We start from the raw sequence: 18,513 nt of genomic DNA, 5'->3' as shown, positions 1-18,513 counted from the left end.
ATTCTGCTCATGACACTGCTGGTCGTGGCGCTGGGGGTGATCTGCCTGCTGTCACTCGCCCTGGGCGCCGCCAGTATCCCGCCGGACCAGGTGGTGCGGGCGCTGATCGGCGACCCGCCGAGCCGGCTCGTGGACAACATCGTCTGGTCGGCCCGGGTGCCGCGTACCACGCTCGGTCTCACGGCGGGCGCCGCCCTCGGCCTGTCCGGCGCCGTCATGCAGGCCCTGACCCGCAATCCGCTCGCGGATCCCGGAGTGCTGGGGGTCAGCGCGGGCGCGTCGTTCGCCATCGTGCTGGCGGTGGGGGTGTTCGGGCTCGGCTCGTTCCACGGGTACGTCTGGTTCGCCTTCGCCGGTGCGCTCGCCGCGAGCGTCCTGGTCTACCTCCTCGGCGGGCTCGGGCGCTCCGGCCCGACACCGGTCAAGCTGGCGCTCGCCGGGATCTCGGTGACCTCGCTGCTCTCGTCGCTCACCAGCGCCGTCGTGCTGACCGACCCCGACGCGCTGGACCGCTACCGCTTCTGGTCGGCCGGTTCGATGTCGGACCAGGACGGTGCCACGGTGCTGCGCCTGCTGCCCTTCCTCGTCGCGGGCACCGTCCTGGCCCTCGCCTGCGCACCGGCCCTCAACAGCCTGGCCCTCGGCGACGACGTGGCGGCCTCGCTGGGGCGGCGGCTGGGCCTGGTCCGGCTCCAGGGGGTCGGCGCGATCACCCTGCTCACCGGCGCGGCGGTCGCGGCCATCGGGCCGGTCGTCTTCATCGGCCTGGTGGTCCCCCACCTCGCCCGCGTCCTCGCCCGGTCGGCGGGGCTCGGCCCGGACCACCGCTGGCTACTGCCGCTGTCCGCCGTACTCGCACCCGGTCTGCTGCTCGCCGCGGACATCGTCGGCCGGATGATCGCCCGACCCACCGAGGTGCAGGCCGGGGTCATCGTCGCCTTCATCGGCGGGCCGTTCTTCATCGCCCTGGTCCGCCGGCACCGTCTGGCGGAGGTGTGACGATGGCCGTTTTCCGCCCCGCGCCCCAGCCGCCGAAGTCTCCCGCGGCCGAGGGACGTTCGCCCGTGCGATCCTTCCGCGGCTACCGGCTCGCCGTGCCACCCGTGTCCGGGATCCTCCGCCCCCGGCTGGTGACGCTGTGCGCGCTGCTCGCCGCCGCCGTCTTCCTCCTGTTCTGCTGGGGGCTGTCGATCGGCGACTACCCGATCGCCTTCACCGATGTCGTACGCGCCCTGACCGGCTCCGGCGAGCCCGCCACCGTCCTGGTGGTCCAGGAACTGCGGCTGCCGCGGGCCCTGGTCGGTCTGCTGGCCGGGATCGCCTTCGGCGTCTCCGGCGGCCTCTTCCAAACCATGACTCGCAATCCCCTCGCCAGCCCCGACATGATCGGCCTCACCCAGGGCGCGGGCACCGCCGTGGTGGCCGGCATCGTGCTGGGGTGGGACGGCGGCCTCGGCACCCAGACGCTCGGACTGCTCGGCGCGCTCGTCACCGCGCTGGCCGTGTACGCACTCGCCTGGCGGCGCGGCGCCACCGGCTACCGGATCATCCTGGTCGGCATCGGCGTGGCCTGGATCTGCACCAGCGCCACCGACTACCTGGTGGCCAAGGGCGGCAACTTCCAGGCGCAGGCCGCCCTCGGCTGGCTGGTGGGCAACCTCAACGGCCGGACCTGGGCCCAGACCGTGCCGCTCGGCGCCGCCCTGACGGTGCTGCTGCCGACCGCGCTGCTGCTCGGCCGACTGCTGCGCACCCTGCAACTCGGCGACGACGTCGCCACCGGCCTCGGCACCCGGGTGCAGCCGGTGCGGCTCGCCATCCTGCTCACCGGTGTCGGACTGATCGCCTTCGCCACCGCGGCGGCCGGCCCGGTCGCCTTCGTGGCGCTCGCCGCACCGCAGATCGCCCAGCGGCTGGCAGGCACCGCCTGGCCGCCCACGGTCGCCTCGGGGCTGACCGGGGCGCTGATGGTGCTCGGCAGCGATCTCATCGCCCGCACCCTGATCTCCGACACGGAACTGCCGGTCGGAATCGTCACCGGCGTGCTCGGCGCGCCCATCCTGCTCTGGCTGCTCGTCCGCGCCAACCGCGCGGGCTCAGGAGGTTGATCCATGTCGGCTGATCCCCTGTCGGCCCCCGACCCTGACCTGCGGGCGAGTGGGCTGCGCCTGGCCTACGACAACCGGCTGGTGGTGGACGGCCTCGACCTGGCCATACCTCCCGGCCGGATCACGGCCATCGTCGGCGCCAACGCCTGCGGCAAGTCCACCCTGCTGCGCGCCCTCGCCCGGCTGCTCGCGCCGCGCGAGGGCGCCGTCCACCTCGACGGCCGGGATCTGCGCTCCATCCCGACCAGGGAGCTGGCCCAGCGGCTCGGCATCCTGCCGCAGAGCCCGGCCGCGCCGGACGGGCTGACCGTCATCGACCTGGTGGGGCGCGGCCGTTCACCGCACCAGACGTGGTGGCGGCAGTGGTCGGGCGCCGACGAGCAGGCCGTCCATCGGGCACTGGCCGCCACCGGTATGACGGAGCTGGCGGACCGGCCGCTGGACGAACTGTCCGGCGGCCAGCGCCAGCGCGCCTGGATCGCCATGGCGGTGGCCCAGGGCACCGCGGTGCTGCTGCTGGACGAGCCGACGACCTACCTGGACCTGGCGCACCAGATCGACGTCCTGGACCTGGTCACCGACCTCAACCGGCGGGAGAACCGCACCGTGGTGATGGTGCTGCACGACCTCAACCAGGCCTGCCGCTACGCCGACCACATGGTGGCCATGAAGGCGGGGCGGATCGCCGCCGAGGGCCCCGCCCGCCGAGGTCATCACCGCCGAGACCGTCGAGGACGTCTTCGACCTCAGCTGCCAGGTCACCCTGGACCCGGTCAGCGGCACCCCGATGGTCATCCCGATGGGGCGCCACCACGGGGAGCGGCGCGAGCGGAAGGCTCAGGGGCGTGCGGTGAGGTAGCCGCGCATCCTACCCCCGGGTCCGGCCCTGGGCTTCATACATCAACTTCGACCATGAAGGACCACTGATGCACGGCTCTTTGAGAGGCATCCGGCTCGCCGCGATACTCGCCTCCGTACTGCTCCTGTTCGGCACCGCCACCGCCTGCGGTTCCGGGGAGGACTCCGGGACCGACGACGGCAAGTCGGCCGCCCCGGGCAACGCCTTTCCGGTGACCATCCCGCACAAGTACGGCAGTACCACCATCAAGAACGAGCCCAAGCGGATCGTCACGGTCGGCCTGACCGACCAGGACGCCGTGCTCGCCCTGGGCAGGGTTCCGGTCGGCACCACCGAGTGGAACGGCGGCTACAAGGGTGCCATCGGCCCCTGGGCCCAGGACGAACTGGGCAGCGCGAAGACACCGACCGTACTCAAGGACACCGGCACGGGGCCGCAGACGGAGAAGATCGCCGCGCTCCGGCCGGACCTCATCCTCGCGGTCTACGGCGGCCTCACCAAGGATCAGTACGAGACCCTGTCGAAGTTCGCGCCGGTGGTGGCCCAGCCCAAGGAGTACAACGACTTCGGCGTGCCGTGGCAGCGGCAGACCGAGATCATCGGGACCGCCCTCGGGCAGAAGGCCAAGGCGAAGGAGCTGGTCAAGGGCGTCCAGGCCCATTTCAAGACCGTGACCGCCAAGCACCCGGCCTTCGCCGGGGCCAGCGCGGTGATGGCCACCCCCTACGACGGCATCTTCGTCTTCGGCAGCCAGGACCCCCGCTCCCGCGTCCTGACCGACCTCGGCTTCACCCTCCCGGCCGACCTGGACAAGGTGATCGGTGACGAGTTCGGCGCCAACATCAGCAAGGAGCGCACCGACCTGCTGGACACCGACGCGATCGTGTGGATCGTCACCGACCCGGCCAAGGACGGGGCCAAGCTCGACGAGAACCCCCTCTACGCCGACCTGAAGGTGGCGAAACAGGACCGCGAGGTCTACGTCAAGGAGTCCAGCGACTACGGGAACGCCATCTCCTTCGTGACGGTCCTGAGCCTGCCGTACACGCTCGACCGCCTGGTCCCGCAACTGGCCGCCGCCGTCGACGGCAAGCCCGCCACCAAGGTGACACAGCCGGCGTCCTGACCGCGCGCGTGCCACCGCCTCGTTCTGGTACCCCACAACCTCTCAACATGGCGGCTGGTACTCGTGCTGGGGAAAGTAATGGCGCCATTCGGCACGGGTCATGGCGGGGGAGGCTGTGTCGCAGATCCGGGAGGCGACGCGCTCAACGCTGGGGTCCCACAGGAGTGCGGTCCAGTCTTCGCCGCCGGTGGCGAGGGCTCGGCCGTCGGGGCTGAAGGCGAGAGTGTCGACCGGCTTGGTGTGGCCTGCCAGGATGGCCAGTTCCTGGGCGCCACCGTGCCCGATGACGTTGTACAGCCTCACGGTGTTGTCCGAGCTTGCGGTGGCCAGCATGTGCCCGCTTGGGGCGAAGGCGACGGACATGACGCCGTCGGCGTAGCCGGAAAGCCGGTTCCGTAGGACCGGACGATGTGGATCGGTGAGATCCCACAGCCGTACGGTGCGGTCTTCACTGCCGGTGGCCAGGGTGCGGTCGTCGGGGCTGAACGCGACCGATTTCACCGCGTCCGTGTGGCCGACGAGGACGGCCAGGCGTCTGGGGTGCCGTCGGTCGGTCAGGTTCCACAAGGTGGCCGTGCGGTTGCGGTCGGCCACGGCGAGGGTGCGGCCGTTGTGGGCAAACGTCACGGAGTCCACCGCGTCGGCTCTCCGCAGAGTGGCCAGCAGACGGGGATGCCGCACATTCGTCACATCCCACAGTCGCACGGTGCCACTCTCACCGCCGGTGGCCAGGGTGTGGCCGTCCGGGCTGAACGCGACCGTGTTGACGTGGCCGACACGAGACGGCACGACGCTCAGCAGGCGGGGACGGTACGATTCCGCCAGGCTCCACAGCCGTACCGTGCCGTCGGCACTGCCAGTGGCCAGGGCGCGCCCGTCCGGCCGGAAGACCACTGAGTTGACCGGACCCGTGTGGCCGGTGAGTGGCGGCAGCTCCCTGGGGCGGCGCACGTCCGCGAGGCTCCACATGCGCACGCTGCGGTCGTAGCTGCCGGTCGCCAGCAGGCTTCCGTCAGGGCTGAAGGCGACGGAGTAGACCGAGCTGCTGTGGCCGGTCAGGGCCGGTCCGGGGAGATCCCACAGACGTGTGGTCTGGTCCGCACTGCCGGTGACCAGAGTGCGGCCGTCGGGACTGAAGGCAAGCGATCCGACGCTGCTGGTGTGGCCTGAGAGAACTCCCAGTTCACGGGCGGGGCCGGGAACGGTCACCGCCCACCGGCGTACGGTGGCGTCAGTGCTGCCGCTGGCCAGCGTGCGGCCGTCGGGGCTGAAGGCGACGGCGTTGACCGCATCGGTGTGCCCGGTGAGCACCTCCACCGGACGGACATGGCGTGGCGCGGCCACGTCCCACAGCCGCACCTTGAAGTCGCTGCTGCCGGTGGCCAGTCTGCGGCCGTCCGGGGCGAACGCCATCGCGTTCACCGCGCCGCTGTGGCCGACCGCGGCCGACAGCTTCCGCAGTCGCGCGCCCGACGCGGTCACCGCCCACAGCCGCACGGTGCGGTCGGTATGGCCCGTGGCCAGCATCCGCCCGTCCCGGCTGAACGCCACCGCGGTCACGGCGGCAGGCATGTCCAACGTGGCAAGGCTGCGTGGCCGCTGAGCACCCGACAGCTGCCACAGCCGGATCCTGTTGTGGCCGACCGTCGCCAGCGTCCGCCCGCCGGGGTCGAACCCCAGTCCGACGACCGGACCGGCGCCGGCCGACAGACGCGCCAAGAGCCGGGGCTGCCGCACATCGCCGATGTCCCACACCACCACCGCGCCGTCTTCGCCGCCCGCGGCCACAAGACGGCCGTCGGGGCTGACGGCGACCGTGCGGACGGGACCGGCCAGGCGGGGCAGCGCGCCGAGCTCACGCGGCCGGTGCGGATCCGCGACCCGCCACCATCGCACGGTCCGGTCGGTGTCGCCGGTGGCGAGTATGCGGCCGTCGGCGCTGAACGCCACCGCGGTGACCACGCTCCGCCGACCGGTCAGCTGTGTGGCGTACGGGGTGGCGAACGTGCTGAGCAGACTGCTGCGCGCCTCCGGGGTCGGCGACAGTCGGTAGGCGGCCAGACTGACCTGGGCGGCCAGAGCGGGGTTGGCCGCCCGAACCGCCGCGGCCTTTTCGGCGGCCCGCTGTGAACTGGCGGCGTCGCGCTGTGAACTGGCCGCGTCGCGCTGCCGATCCGCCGTCCGCTGCGCCACAACAGCGAGGACCGCGGTCGTGATCGCCAGGACGAGCAGGACGCCCAGCAGCGCCACCGCCTGGTGTCGCAGCCGGGCGCGACGCCGCACCGCCGCATGCTCGGCCGCCTGAGCGGCCGAGCTCGCATCGAGGAACTCCCGCTCCGGCGCGGAGAGAGAGGCGCGGTCCAGTCCGGTGGCCATGGTGAGGCGGGCACCGCGGTACAGCGCGCCGGGGTCCCGCCCCAGCGTTTCCCAGACCTGTGCCGCGTCGGTGAGCTGGCGCAGGGTCCGCATGGCCTCACGGTCCTCGGTCAGCCAGCTGCGCAGCCGGGGCCAGCACCGGATCAGAGCCTCGTGGGCCAGTTCCACCCGCTCGCGGTCCAGCGTCAGCAGCCGCGCACCGGCCGCATGATCCAGTACGGCACCGATACCGCCGCCACCGGCCTCGGCCAGTCCCTCCAACTCCTCCAGGCGGGCCGGCCGCCGAGTGTCCTGCGTGCCTTCTCCCAGCGCGGTCAGCCGCACGAACACCCGCCGGGCCAGCTTCCGGTGTTGCCCGTCCAGTTGCCGGTAGAAGTCCTCGGCGGTGCGCGCCAGGCCGCCCTCGAGCCCGCCCGCCGCCTCGAACGCCTCCAGCGTCAGCGCGTTGCCACGCCTCCGCCGCCAGGTCTGAAGCAGCGCGTGGGACAGCAGCGGCAGCATCCCGGGCTGGGCGTGTGCCTGGGCCACGAGCGTCGCGAGCAGCGCGCCCTCGACGCTCAGTCCGGCCCGCTGCGCCGGCTTCACCACCGCCCGGCGCAGCTCGTCCAGGCTCATGGGCCCGACGGGCACCTGCGCATCGCGCATCGCCTTCACCAGCGGGGCGTTGTGGGTGCAGTACGGGTAGAAGTCGGCCCGTACCCCCAGCACCACCCGGCACCGGCCGGCCTCGGCCGAGGCGGCGGTGACCAGTGCCTCGATGAAGCAGTCCCGCTCGTCGTCGTCCTGGCACAGTGTGAAGGTTTCCTCGAACTGGTCGACGATCAGCACCACGTCGCCGCCGACCGCACCGGAACGGGCGGTGATCTGCCGCACCACGCGGCCCAGGTTCTCCGGATCCTCCTTCAACTCCTCGTACAGTCCACCTGGCGTGACTCCCGCCAGCGCACCCAGCCGCACCGCACACTCCTCCAGCGGGCGCGGCCCCGGCGTCAACACCACCGTCGTCGCCACGGCCCCCAGGCGCGGCACCAGCCCCGCCCGCAACAGCGACGACTTGCCCGAACCCGATGCCCCGATCACCACCACGAACGGCTGTCGCTCCAGTCGCTCAACCAGCTCGTCCACCAGCTGCTCCCGGCCGAAGAACCACTCCGCGTCCTGCTCCCGGAACGGCCGCAGACCCGCGTACGGCGAGGCCTTGTCGGATTCTTCCGCCGGGCCGAGGGCGGGACTCCCCTCACCGAGGCGTTCCGCCGCGTCCCGCCAACGCTGCTCCCACTCTGATACGTCGCCCTCACAGGCGCGCACGTACGCCAGCGTCACCGCCAGGGTCGGCAGCCGCTGCCCGGACGCCGCGGAGGACAAGGTCGAAATCGAGTAGTGCGCCTGCTCCGCCAGTTTCCGGTACGGCGGATTGCCGGCCTTCTGCCGCAACTGCCGGAGGCCCGAGGCGAACTCCAGTAACGGACCTTCCTCCGACTCCAGCGGTCGCTCTCTGCGCGGCATCCCCGCACCTCCCCCTCGTTCCCGCAGGTCATAGCCCGCATGGCGGTCGTCACATTTTTCAGGACTTGATTGTTCGGCACCAGGGTCCGAACCCGAACAATGCCTGAGCCGCTACACCTGGAGCGGGCGGAACCAGGTCGTGGTTTCGGTCGAGGGGGAGGAGCTCTGCGGTGGACGGGTGGTGGGTGGCGTTGCCGGACACGGAGGCCGCCGCTGCGTTGGCGGGGCGGCTACGGCATGGCGAACCCGACGAAGGCGCGCCGGGCTGTCTGCGGCACGCGTCGGGCAGGCCGTGGTTGATCGGCCGGCGGGCCGGCAGGCGTACGGTCGTCGTCGAGGCGGGGGCCACCCGGCTCGCCCTGTCGGGCAGGTTCACCGTTTCCCCGGAGGTGCTGCGGCGGAAAGTCGCGCGGGTGCGGAGCGCGGAGGAGGCGGAGCAGGCGGTCGCCGGACTGGCGGGCAGCTATCACGTGCTGGCCTCGGTTGGCGGAAGCGTGTGGGCACGGGGGACGGCTTCGGCGGTGTGTCGCGTCTTCACCGCGCTGGTGGACGGCGTGCCGGTGGCGGCTTCGGACGCGGATGTGCTGGCCGAGCTGCTCGGTTCGGCGCCGGACATGGAGGTGCTGGCAGCGCGGCTGCTGGAACCCGCCGTGTCCTGGGCGGCGTTGGGCGGGCGCACGATGTGGCAGGGAGTGCATGCCGTACGGCCGGATGAGGCGCTGATGTGGCACCGCGACGGCAGCGGACGTACGGTGCGCTGGTGGTATCCCCCCGAACCCGTCCTCCCTCTGGGCGAGGCGGCGCAGGCGGTGCGCGCCGCGCTGGTGGAGGCGGTGGCCACGTGCACGGCGGGCGGGGGGACGGTCAGCGCCGACCTGTCCGGCGGGCTGGGTTCGACGAGCCTGTGCTTCCTGGCCACCCGCGGTGACGCCGCGCTGGTGACGGCGCGCTGGGAGGGTGTGGACGCGCGCAATGACGATGCCGTATGGGCAGCCCAGGCCGCTCGGGCACTGCCTGAGGCCACGCATCTGGTGGTCGGGCAGCATGAGACACCCGACTGGTTCGCGGGCACAGGGTCGCTGCACCTGGCCGCGCAGGAGCCGGGCTCCTGGACGCGGGATGTCGCGAAGCTCGGCGATATTCTGCGCCGCGTGCAAGCACGCGGATCCCGTCTGCATCTGGGCGGCGGAGGCGGCGACGAGTTGTTCACCCCCTCCCCCTCCCACTGGATCGACGCCTTGACACTGCGTCCGGGGATGGCGCTCAAGCGGGCCCGGCGTCAACGCCTCGACTGGCGCGTCAGCCGCTGGGCCATGCTGCGGGCGCTGGCGGACCGGCGCGGCTACCCGCGGTGGCTGCTGGAGACGGCCGACCACCTGACCACCCCATACGCGCATGAGCCGGCGCATCAACTCGGTTGGCAGCCGATGCCCCGCATGCCCGCGTGGGCCTCCCCGCAAGCCGCCCGGTCGGCGCGGGACGTGCTGCGGGAGGCCGCCGAGCGCTCCCCCGCGCCGCTCGCTCCCCAACGCAGCGTCCACGGCGTACTGCACCAAATAAGGGAAGGTGGCAACACCGTACGCCTGATCAACAAGTCCCTGCCCGGTCCCGATCTCGCACTGCCCTACACCGACGACGCCGTGGTGGCCGCCGCGACGTCCGCCCGCCCGTGGGAGGCCGCGGCCCCGGGACGCTTCAAACCACTGCTGACAACCGCGGTGGCCGGCATCGTTCCCCAGAAGGTCCTGCGGCGCACCACGAAAGGCCGCTACTGCGCGGACTTCCACCGCGCGCTGCGTCGGCAGCGAGGCGAAATCCTCACTCTCCTGGACGGTTCGCTGCTGGCCGAGGCCGGCCTGATCGACCCCGACCACCTGCGCGGCGTCGCGCACTCACATGCCTCGATCGCCGACCTGGCACCGCTGATGTCCACGGTGGGCTGCGAAATATGGCTCCGCTCGCACGAGCGGACACCGCACCACCCGGCATCCGCGATGCTGGGAGCCATGTCGATCGGGCCGTAGTGTGGGTGCTGAGCACGGTGGTCGGAGGGATCAGGTGGTGGCCAACAGCAGGTCCTCTCCGCTTGACGGGCGAAGGCCGTCGGTGCGATCGGCGAAGTAGCGCTCGGCCAGCGAAGCTCCCGATACGTGTCGGGTGTCTTTGAAACCGGCCTCGCGGGCCAGTGCGAGCATTTCCTGCGGGGTGTAGAAGCTGATGAACGGCGTTCCGGATGCCCGCGCGCCTTCCTCGCTCGCCAGGAAGCCGGGGCGATCGGCGTCGTCGACAAGGTCGGCCGGCCGCAGGAAGGTCATGGCGAGCGTCGAGTCGGGTGCGAGCCCGGCGATCTGGCGCAGGGTGGCCGCGGTGGCGTCTTTGGTGAGGTACATGGTGACGCCGGTGGAGACAATGACCGCCGGCCGGCCGGGGTCGAAGCCGGCCGCGGCCAGCCGCTCCAACCAGGACCCGCTCGCCTCGAAGTCGACCGGCACCAGGTGCAGCCAGTCGGGGATGCCATAGCCGAGTTCGGCCAGGCGGTGGCGCTTCCAGGCCTGGGGGCCCGGCTGGTCGACCTCGAAGAGCCGCAGGCGGGAGGCGATCTCCGGCTTGCGCTGGGCGAAGGTGTCCAGGCCGGCTCCCAGGATGACGTACTGGGCGACCCCGCGGTCGGCCTGCTCGGTGACCAGGTCCTCGATGAAACGAGCGCGGGCCACAATGGCTGCCCGGAACGAGCTGGTGGCACGCGGGTCCATGTCGGGGCGGCGGCGCCAGTCATCGTCGGGGGCGGCCAGCTGTCGGCCGATCTCGTCCTCGATTACGTGGGGCGGTGGGTCGACCTGGACGTGCATCGCCCGCCAGAGGGCGACGCGCACCGCGGTGCTGTCCGGCGCCTCGGTCTGCTCGTCTGCCATGGTGTTTCCTCCCGTTGCGGTCAGTTCTTGGCGGGGGCTTGGAGGCTCCACAGACGCCCGTCGGGGTCGCGGACCGTCATCTCCTTGGTCCCGTAATGGGTGTCCTCGAACGGTGTGACCACCTCGACGGCAGGATCGGGACGGAACCCATCCGCGTCCGGCACCTTCAGCACGATCTGCATCTGGGGCTTTCGGTCCTCGGGGATCTCGGCGATGAAGACGTACGGACCGTCGCCGTTGCGAAGCTGGCCGGAGTTGTGGTCGGTCGAGAACTCCAGGTCGAAGCCCAGTGCCTGGAAGAACTTCGCCGCCTTGCCCCAGTTGTGGGTCTCCAGGAACACGGCTTCGATTCCTTCAGTCGTCATGCCGGTTCTCCTTCTCAGTTGATGGCTGTTGTTGCCTCTGGGCGTCGTCGAGGTGGGCGCGCAGCGCTTCGGCGACCAGCGCCGACAACGACATGCCCGACTCGATGGCGCGGTACTTGACCTGCTTGATCAGCCCGATCGGCAGGTACACGTTGAACTGCTTGACTTCCTCATCACCCACGAGCCGATGCTAGCATCCTAGCAAGCTAGCCGCGAGAACGCAGGATTCGTCGATGTCCGCCGTCGGCTGCTCAGACCGGCGCTTTCCTCACTCGACGGCGGCGGTCAGACGGACGGCAGCGCGGCGGCGGCCGACTCGGCGAGATCGGTGGCCAGTTCGCAGGCCTTGCCCTTGGAGGCCGCCCCCTTGATGACGAGGGCCACCCGCTCGGTCCCCTTCACCCGGTCCACGCTGGGGTAGTCGCGATAGACCACCTCGACACGGCAGCTCCCCGAGCCCTCATACCCCGACAGAACGATGGCCTGGCGCTTGCCGAGCGCGGTCAACCCGGCGTTCTTGTCGCTCGGCAGGCTGCCCTGCTCGAATCGCAAGTCCACCTCGAACTCGCTGGTGGTGCTCTTCCACTGGCAGTCCCAGCGGCCGAATCCGACGTCCGGGTCCTTGGCGTCGATACCGGGCACCTGCTCCAGCGCCTTGATGTCGAGCAGCGTGCACGCGTCCTGGCGCGCCAGCGAATCGGACGGGAAGCCAGGGGAACGCCGGGGGATCTCACCGCGGTTGAGCACCTTGACGGCGAATCGCGCGGCGACATCGGCGGTGTCACACAGCGGCTGCCTGACGTCGGCAGGCCGTCGCGCCACCGCGGTGACCCGAAGGCTGTTGTCGCGAGCGCCGGTCACCGCGATGGCCCGCTCGCACGCGTCGCCCTCGGCCGCACGCTCCACGACGGTCACCCTGCCCGTGGTCTTCCTCGTCACGGCCTCCGGCAGCGGGTCGGCGTCGAGCTCCACCCTGACGCCCACGACCTCCTCGTCGCCCTCCTTCAGGTTGACGTCGCATCGGTTGAAGTTTCCCTCGTCACGCTTCAGCTCGGCCAGTTCGTACCGATCGAACACGGAGGCGTTCAGCAAGGCGCAAGGGTCGGCCGTACGGGGGTCGCCGATGAAGCCCGACGCGCTGGTTCGCGTACTGCCCGGCGACGGAGCGGCTTTGTCCGCTCCGGCTTCGCCACCCAGGCGCATCACGATGAACGGAACGGCGATGGCCAGTGCCGTGACGGCGGCGACACCGGCCGTGAGCAGCGGGCGGCGCCGGACGAGGGTCGTCGTCCGGTGCCGCTGTCCTCCCGGCGGGTCCTCGACACCAGAAATGGTGTCCGTATAGGGCGTGGTCACCGAGTTCAGCGGGAGGGTCGGGAGCCGGTCCGGCGATCCCGCGATGCCCGCGAGCGCGCCGAGCGCCTCAGCGGCGGTGGGCCGGGCCCCGGGGTCACGCTGGAGCATCGCGGTGAGCACCCCGCCGAGCGGCCCGACCTGGGGGCTGATGGACTCCATCCGGACCACGCGCCCGGGGCCGCGCAGCGGCGGAGTGCCCGTAACCAGCCAGTACAGGGTGGCACCGAGGGAGAACACGTCGGATGCCCGCTCGGGCGCCGCCCGGAACGACTCGGGGGCGGCGTAGGCCGGGGTGAGGCTGATCGGTCCGTTGGGCGTGATCGTCTCGCTGCCGTCCACCCGGTACGCCGCGCCGAAGTCGGCCAGCTTGGCCACTCTGTCGTGAGTGATCACGACATTGCCGGGCTTGACGTCGCAATGCACGATCCCCTTGGCGTGCAGGGCCGCCAGCGCGGCCGCGATCTGCGTGCCGATGTGCGCCGCGAGCTCCGGAGCCATCTTCACCGGGACGTCCAGGCTCCCGCCGGTCACATGCTCCATCACCAGCCAGAACGTCGCCCTCTTGCCCTTGCCCGCGCGGACGGCGTCGTAGAGGGTGACCACGTGCGGGTGGCTGAACTTCGCCAGAGCGCGCGCTTCGGCCAGCAACTGGTCGAAGTCGGCCTGGCTGTTGTCCTCAAGCAAGGCCCGCTTCAGGACGACGGGCCGGCCCAGCTCCGTGTCGACGGCGAACCAGACCGCGCCTCTTCCTCCTTCGACGGGCCCCTTCGTGAGCCGGTACTTGCCCACCTTCTCCCCCCGGCGCACAACGACACTCCCCTCGCACAAGACCAGAACCCCTACTGTTGCCAGGCACGCGGTCTGAATTTACTGCGTAGCGGAAGAGGCACACACCGTTTCCGGCGCTCTTGAGGGCGACCCCGGGCTCGGCGCGTGTCCGTGGTGGGCCGGACACGGCCGGTTGAGAAGGGGATTCACGCTCCGCTCCAGAAATCATCACCTCTGTGGAGGTTGTGGCGCCCGGGGGTGCACGCGATATGGGCAGGTGCCGCAGTCACATGCATCCGCGGCTACGGCCTGTCGCGCCTGGCCGGTACGCCGCCGAGGGTCCAGGTAGTCGCGGTGGTGCCGGACCTCCCACCACGGGGGCCCGGCACCGTGATCCCCTGGCTAGGAGTGGGTGACCTCGATGTTGGATATGCGGACCTCGCCGTAGTTGTCACTGTCGCACGGGTCCGAGTTCCCGCAGTTGGCCTGCGTGTAGGCACCCGCCTTGAAGTAGTTGGTGTCGCCGTCATGGGAGATCGTGGTCTCCAACTCCCCGTTGTAGTACACGTCGATCTCCCCGTCCTGCGCCACGAACTTGGCCTCGAACTCGGTGCCCAGCTCGTAGTCGTCGGTGACAAGGTGGTGGTGGGAGTCGTCACCGTCGGTGATGTAGAGCTTGCTGCCTTCGAGGCGAAAGACCGTGACATCGTCGTCCCCGCCGTGAATCTGGGCGCCGACCAGGTGCGGCTTGTCGTTGGGAAGGGCCAGGAACGCCTCTGTGACCACGAGAGTGTGGGTGCCCTCGGTGGTCGACCAGCTGGCCTTCTCCTCCCCACCATCTGTCATCTCCCGCAGCTCGGCACGCGGGTAGCCGGAGCCCCCCGTCGTCACGCCGTCGACGGCCGCCCGGAACTGGACCGCGTCGCAGTCCTCGTTGACCTGGAACCACGGCTTGGCGGAGAAAGTGGCCAGGCCGGGCTGGGTGATCTCGGTTGGGTCCTCGTCGTCTCCGGTGGGGAGGGTTATCTTCCAGTTGGTGAGGTCGAGGACGTCGGCGGGGTAATTGCACCGGGCGGCCGTGGCGTCGTCGCGGGTGAGGGTGCCGGCCTGCGCGGGGAGCACGAGGGCGGCCGTCGAGACGGCCGCCGTAATGCCCGCGAGGACGATGATGCGTATGCGCGGCATGGGGTTTCCCTTCCTGTTGGGGGGCACAGCGACTCTCGATTCCCTCGAGTCGTGGAGACGTCGTCATGCCACCTGGGCCCTGAGTTGGACCGTTGATGTTCTCTGTGCTTCCGCAGACGAGGCGCTGTCTGTGGTCGGCTCATCCATACTGATCTCCCCCTGGCGCGGAACGGGCATAGGCCGTTCCCCATTGTTCGGCCGCCTCCCCGGGACGGGTCCCGCAGATGTCGGCACTCGGAGGGCGGTTCACGGACCGCTCGGAGAAGTGGTGGCCACGCGTGGCGGGCGCGGGAGCGCCAGGCCACGGCCTGGGCCTGTGGTCTGGGCGGCGGTGCCGCCTGACGGTGTGATTGGCTACGCCGTATGGGTCTCAGGCGAGTGTTCCCCCAGTGCGCGTGTGTGCGGCCGAGCTGTTTCAGCGGGGATACCGGGCGGAATCCCGCCGTCCGACCGGGAGGTGGGTCATGAGTGTCCGCCGTACGCCGTCAAAGTCCGGCCGTGTCCCGACACCGAAGGCAGTGCCCCCCTTCGACCCCGAACTGAGCGTCGTGCCGGCGGCCTTGGGTAAAGAGCCGAGGGAGCCGCTCACCCCGGACAATCTTGAGGCCCGGCAAGAGCGGGATGCCGCGACCCGGCCCAGGCCAACGGCCGAGGACCTTCGCGCCGACGGCCGTTTCGAGGTGGCGGAGTTCTGTGTGTCCGGACCGCCGGACGGACCGGACGTCGCGCTCGTGAGCGCGCGGCCGTCCGGGCTCGTCGGGCCGCTGCCTCTGCTGTACTACATGCACGGGGGCGCAATGGTCATGGGCAACGCGTGGTCCGTGCTTCCGCGGATTCTTCGCGAGTGGGCCCTCCCGTTGGAACTGGCTGTCATCTCGGTTGAGTACCGGTTGGCACCGCGGGCGCAGTACCCGGGACCGCTGGAGGACTGCTACGCCGGACTCGTCTGGGCGGCCGGGCACGCGGCCGAACTGGACATCGACGCGGACCGCATCATCATCGGAGGGAAGAGCGCCGGCGGCGGGCTCGCCGCGGCCCTCGCCCTGCTGACCCGTGACCGCGGCGGTCCCGGGCCGCTGGGGCAACTGCTGCTGTGCCCGATGATCGACGACCGCGGCAGCACCTTCTCCAGTCATCAGATGACGGGCCTCGGCATGTGGGACCTCACCTCCAACGCGACCGCGTGGAAGGCACTGCTGGGTGACCGCTACGGCGCTGCGGACCTGCCGCCCTACGCGGCCCCCTCCCGCGCCACGGACCTGTCCGGACTCCCTCCGGCCTATATCGAGGTCGGGTCGGCCGAGATGTTCCGGGACGAGGACGTGGCTTACGCGAACGCGATCTGGCAGGCCGGCGGCCAGGCTGAACTGCATGTATGGCCCGGTGCCTACCACGGCTTCGACAGCTTGGCACCGCAGGCGGCCCTCAGCCGGGACGCACGCAACGCCCGTACCCGCTGGCTCCAGCGCCTCCTCGCGCAGTCCGGCACGAGGAACCGACCCGCCGGATGAGCGTCGGCGCGGGACGGCGGCGGCCCGCGGTTCCCTCAGGTCGGGGATGTGGTGGTAAAGGGTGCCGGGCCGACGCCGAGGAGTTCGGCGATGCCGGTGCTGTGCCGGCGATCCGGCCGCGCGGCGGCCGAGCACGGCTTCGCGGGCCGCGACCGCGGCCGGGGTCAGCCGGCGATCTTCACCTTGGTCGCCTTGGCGATCTGGCAGGTCTGCGGCATCGCGGCGGAGTCGCCCTTCCAGGCGGCGGACGCGAGTGCGCTCTTCAGGGCTCCGGCCTGGACGGGTTGGCCGGTGAGGGTGGCGTAGACCGCCTTGTCGGGGTGCGCGGAGTTCAGGAAGCGGACCTTGACGGTGTACGCGTAGTCCGCCGCGCCCTTCACGTTGTCGAGCTGGACGACCGCGAACAGCTTGGACGCGTCGCGCAGCTGGCACGACTTGATGCTGACCTCGACCTTGGACGTGACGGGCTGGGCGGCGCCGGTTCCGTTGGCCGGGCCACTCGCCGTGGCGGACGGCGACGACGTGGCCTTGGAACTCGACGCTCCGCTGCTGCTCGCGCTCCCCTTCCCGTTCTTCCCATCGACGGTGGACGATGCGTCATCCGAGCCGCCGCTGGAGCAGGCCGAGAGGGCGAGGAGGGCGGAGGCGGCGAGCGCGCCGAACGCGGCGCCGCGAGGAAGGTGGTGCATGGCGGAAGGTCCCCCGTCAGGACACAGGTTCGCCGGGCGGACCGGCCGGGTCCGTTTCACGCTAGCACCTGCTGAAATCGCCGCCTGCAGTGCGGGTGGGGGCGAGTACGCTCCGACGGCTCGAGGTCGCGATGGATCAGCCCGGCCCGGTGGATCTCGACCAGGGCAGCGGCGAGACCTGCGGCCAGGCGCACCGCCGTCTCGGGCGCCTGAGTTGTCTCTTCCACAGTTGCGGACTGGATTCCGGCAGAACGCTACCGACAAGAGAGGCCACACACTCATGCGCACTCTGTACGTCGTCACCCATCCTGAGGCGACACACCACGTGGAGGGAGTGGTCGGCGGATGGCATGATTCGCAGCTCACGCCCGTCGGAGTTCGCGCAGCGGGCTCCATTGCCCAGGCGCTGCGGGCACAGGTCCCGGACGGCGCCGAAGTGGAGCTGTTCTCCTCGGACCTGCGTCGCACCCGGCAGACGGCGGACAAGGTTGCCGAGCTGTTCGGTGTGAAACCGGTCTTGGATCGCAGGCTTCGGGAGAAGTCATACGGAGAGGCGGAGGGAAGGCCGCAGGAGTGGCTGGACCAGAGGTTCATCCCGCCGCCGGCCGTCGGCGACCGGTTGGGGCATGAGGAAGGCGTGCCAGGCGCCGAGACCAGGGCGGTCTAGTACCGGCACCGAGCCGATTCTTGACGCTCGATGAGCGAGGAGTGGTCGGCTGCGATGTCGCCCTTTCACCGCGTCACCGGCTCCGGCGAATGCTGCGGCGCTCCCGGAGGAGCACTCGCGCGGTGGCCGGCACGGGCGGACGGGCGGGGGCGTGGAGGAGGGCCGGGCCCTTGGCGGCGGCTGCGGTGGCCGTGATGTCCTCGATTTCGATCACGGCGCGGAACAGTGGGCGGCCCTCGGGGGGTGCGAGGTCGACCAGGTGTCGGCTGGCGGCCAGGCTCTGGCGGGCCTGGTCGAGGAGGTGTTCGAGAAGGCTCCGGGTTCCGGTGGTGTCCCGGGCGTTCTCCAGGTCGGCGCGGGTGACACCGTGGGCGTCGAGCGTGCTGCGTACGAAGTTGAGGCGCCCGTCCGCGAGGTCTTCGGACAGGTCGTTGGCGAAGTCGAGGCGCTGGCTGCCGTCGATGTACGTACGGCACGCCTCGCGGTAGGCCGCCGGAGGGTCCTCCCCGGCGATGAGGCCCGCGATCAGCATGAACGCGGGCAGCGCGTATTGGTCGAGGTAGCGCTGGTAGTCCGCTTCGGTGGCGAAGCCGGTGAACTCCAGCTCCGTGGCGGCCGCGTCGAGGAAGTCCTCGACGCGGCCGCGGAAATGGGGGTGAGCGGAGACGGTGGACAGCAGCGGCCGGATGGCCGGGAGATCGCTTTCGCCGGTGGCCAGGCCTTCGCGGACTTCCTTCTCCCACTGTGTGTAGGCTGCGGCGCGCCCGGCCTCGGGACCGCTGTCGAGGAGGGTGTCGGTGTGATGCATGAAGGCGGTCGCCGTGATCAGGTGCGGCAGCAGCGGCCGGGGCAGAAGCAGGCGCGCCGCGAGGTAGGAGCTGCGTCGGTATCTCGCGACCAGTTTCCGCTGGCGTGCGTAGTCCTCACGCAACGTCGGATCGCTGATCCCCGCGGCGTCGAGTGCCCTGCCCCACAGACCCATGGCCGACCCTCCCGGTCCCTTGAGTTCACGCGCGGTTCCTTTATACGTCCAGCCGGTAGCGGTCCTGGTCCGTGTGTGGGAGGAGTGGGGTGTTCGCCACCCC

14 protein-coding genes and 1 pseudogene are annotated in these 18,513 nt (G+C 70.8%); 7 read left to right on the top strand and 8 right to left on the bottom strand.

Features of this window, described 5'->3' with window-relative positions; genetic code table 11:
* The first annotated feature begins 9 nt into the window (after positions 1-9).
* The 4 genes and pseudogenes from ACWY4P_RS52475 (at position 10) to ACWY4P_RS52460 (ending at position 4,093) form a co-directional block, all read left to right on the top strand.
* Positions 10-999 (top strand): FecCD family ABC transporter permease, encoded by a 990-nt coding sequence (locus ACWY4P_RS52475; protein WP_456207897.1) that lies wholly within the window; start codon positions 10-12, stop codon positions 997-999.
* Between the two features lie 2 nt (positions 1,000-1,001).
* Positions 1,002-2,108 (top strand): FecCD family ABC transporter permease, encoded by a 1,107-nt coding sequence (locus tag ACWY4P_RS52470; protein WP_456207896.1) that lies wholly within the window; start codon positions 1,002-1,004, stop codon positions 2,106-2,108.
* Between the two features lie 3 nt (positions 2,109-2,111).
* A pseudogene (locus tag ACWY4P_RS52465) lies at positions 2,112-2,967 on the top strand (ABC transporter ATP-binding protein).
* Positions 2,968-3,034: 67 nt separating this feature from the next.
* Positions 3,035-4,093, top strand: a complete 1,059-nt coding sequence (locus tag ACWY4P_RS52460) for an iron-siderophore ABC transporter substrate-binding protein (RefSeq protein WP_456207895.1) — start codon at positions 3,035-3,037, stop codon at positions 4,091-4,093.
* Positions 4,094-4,135: 42 nt separating this feature from the next.
* On the opposite strand, the gene ACWY4P_RS52455 is transcribed toward ACWY4P_RS52460, so the two are convergent.
* Positions 4,136-7,975 (bottom strand): nSTAND1 domain-containing NTPase, encoded by a 3,840-nt coding sequence (locus ACWY4P_RS52455; RefSeq protein ID WP_456207894.1) that lies wholly within the window; start codon positions 7,973-7,975, stop codon positions 4,136-4,138.
* A gap of 170 nt (positions 7,976-8,145) precedes the next feature.
* Here ACWY4P_RS52455 and ACWY4P_RS52450 point away from each other — a divergent pair, with 170 nt between their 5' ends.
* Positions 8,146-9,999, top strand: a complete 1,854-nt coding sequence (locus ACWY4P_RS52450; RefSeq protein ID WP_456207893.1) for an asparagine synthase-related protein — start codon at positions 8,146-8,148, stop codon at positions 9,997-9,999.
* A gap of 30 nt (positions 10,000-10,029) precedes the next feature.
* On the opposite strand, the gene ACWY4P_RS52445 is transcribed toward ACWY4P_RS52450, so the two are convergent.
* The 5 genes from ACWY4P_RS52445 to ACWY4P_RS52425 form a co-directional block, all read right to left on the bottom strand.
* Positions 10,030-10,887 (bottom strand): class I SAM-dependent methyltransferase, encoded by an 858-nt coding sequence (locus tag ACWY4P_RS52445; protein WP_456207892.1) that lies wholly within the window; start codon positions 10,885-10,887, stop codon positions 10,030-10,032.
* 20 nt (positions 10,888-10,907) lie between these two features.
* The gene (locus tag ACWY4P_RS52440; protein WP_456207891.1) at positions 10,908-11,252 is read right to left on the bottom strand and encodes a VOC family protein; all 345 of its coding nucleotides are present in this window, start codon (positions 11,250-11,252) and stop codon (positions 10,908-10,910) included.
* On the bottom strand, positions 11,242-11,433 hold the full coding sequence (locus ACWY4P_RS52435) for a ribbon-helix-helix domain-containing protein (RefSeq protein WP_456207890.1): 192 nt from the start codon (positions 11,431-11,433) through the stop codon (positions 11,242-11,244). The genes ACWY4P_RS52440 and ACWY4P_RS52435 overlap by 11 nt, the downstream gene beginning before the upstream one ends.
* A 104-nt stretch (positions 11,434-11,537) precedes the next feature.
* Positions 11,538-13,415 carry a serine/threonine-protein kinase gene (locus ACWY4P_RS52430; RefSeq protein ID WP_456207889.1) on the bottom strand — a complete coding sequence of 626 codons (1,878 nt, stop codon included), beginning with the start codon at positions 13,413-13,415 and terminating at the stop codon, positions 11,538-11,540.
* Between the two features lie 363 nt (positions 13,416-13,778).
* Entirely contained in the window at positions 13,779-14,561 is a 783-nt protein-coding gene (locus tag ACWY4P_RS52425) for a polysaccharide lyase family 7 protein (RefSeq protein WP_456207888.1), read from the bottom strand.
* Between the two features lie 464 nt (positions 14,562-15,025).
* Here ACWY4P_RS52425 and ACWY4P_RS52420 point away from each other — a divergent pair, with 464 nt between their 5' ends.
* On the top strand, positions 15,026-16,072 hold the full coding sequence (locus ACWY4P_RS52420; RefSeq protein WP_456207887.1) for an alpha/beta hydrolase: 1,047 nt from the start codon (positions 15,026-15,028) through the stop codon (positions 16,070-16,072).
* A gap of 164 nt (positions 16,073-16,236) precedes the next feature.
* Here ACWY4P_RS52420 and ACWY4P_RS52415 read toward each other — a convergent pair whose 3' ends face one another.
* Positions 16,237-16,761 (bottom strand): hypothetical protein, encoded by a 525-nt coding sequence (locus ACWY4P_RS52415; RefSeq protein WP_456207886.1) that lies wholly within the window; start codon positions 16,759-16,761, stop codon positions 16,237-16,239.
* Between the two features lie 325 nt (positions 16,762-17,086).
* Here ACWY4P_RS52415 and ACWY4P_RS52410 point away from each other — a divergent pair, with 325 nt between their 5' ends.
* Positions 17,087-17,428: a histidine phosphatase family protein gene (locus tag ACWY4P_RS52410; RefSeq protein ID WP_456207885.1), complete on the top strand. Its 342-nt coding sequence runs from the start codon at positions 17,087-17,089 to the stop codon at positions 17,426-17,428.
* 73 nt (positions 17,429-17,501) lie between these two features.
* Here the strand turns inward: ACWY4P_RS52410 and ACWY4P_RS52405 are convergent, their stop codons facing one another.
* Positions 17,502-18,410, bottom strand: coding sequence for a squalene/phytoene synthase family protein (locus ACWY4P_RS52405; RefSeq protein ID WP_456207884.1), 909 nt, complete (start codon positions 18,408-18,410; stop codon positions 17,502-17,504).
* Positions 18,411-18,513: the final 103 nt, after the last annotated feature.

Source organism: Streptomyces sp. LZ34 (assembly GCF_053890475.1).
This window is presented reverse-complemented; position numbering and strand designations above follow the sequence as displayed.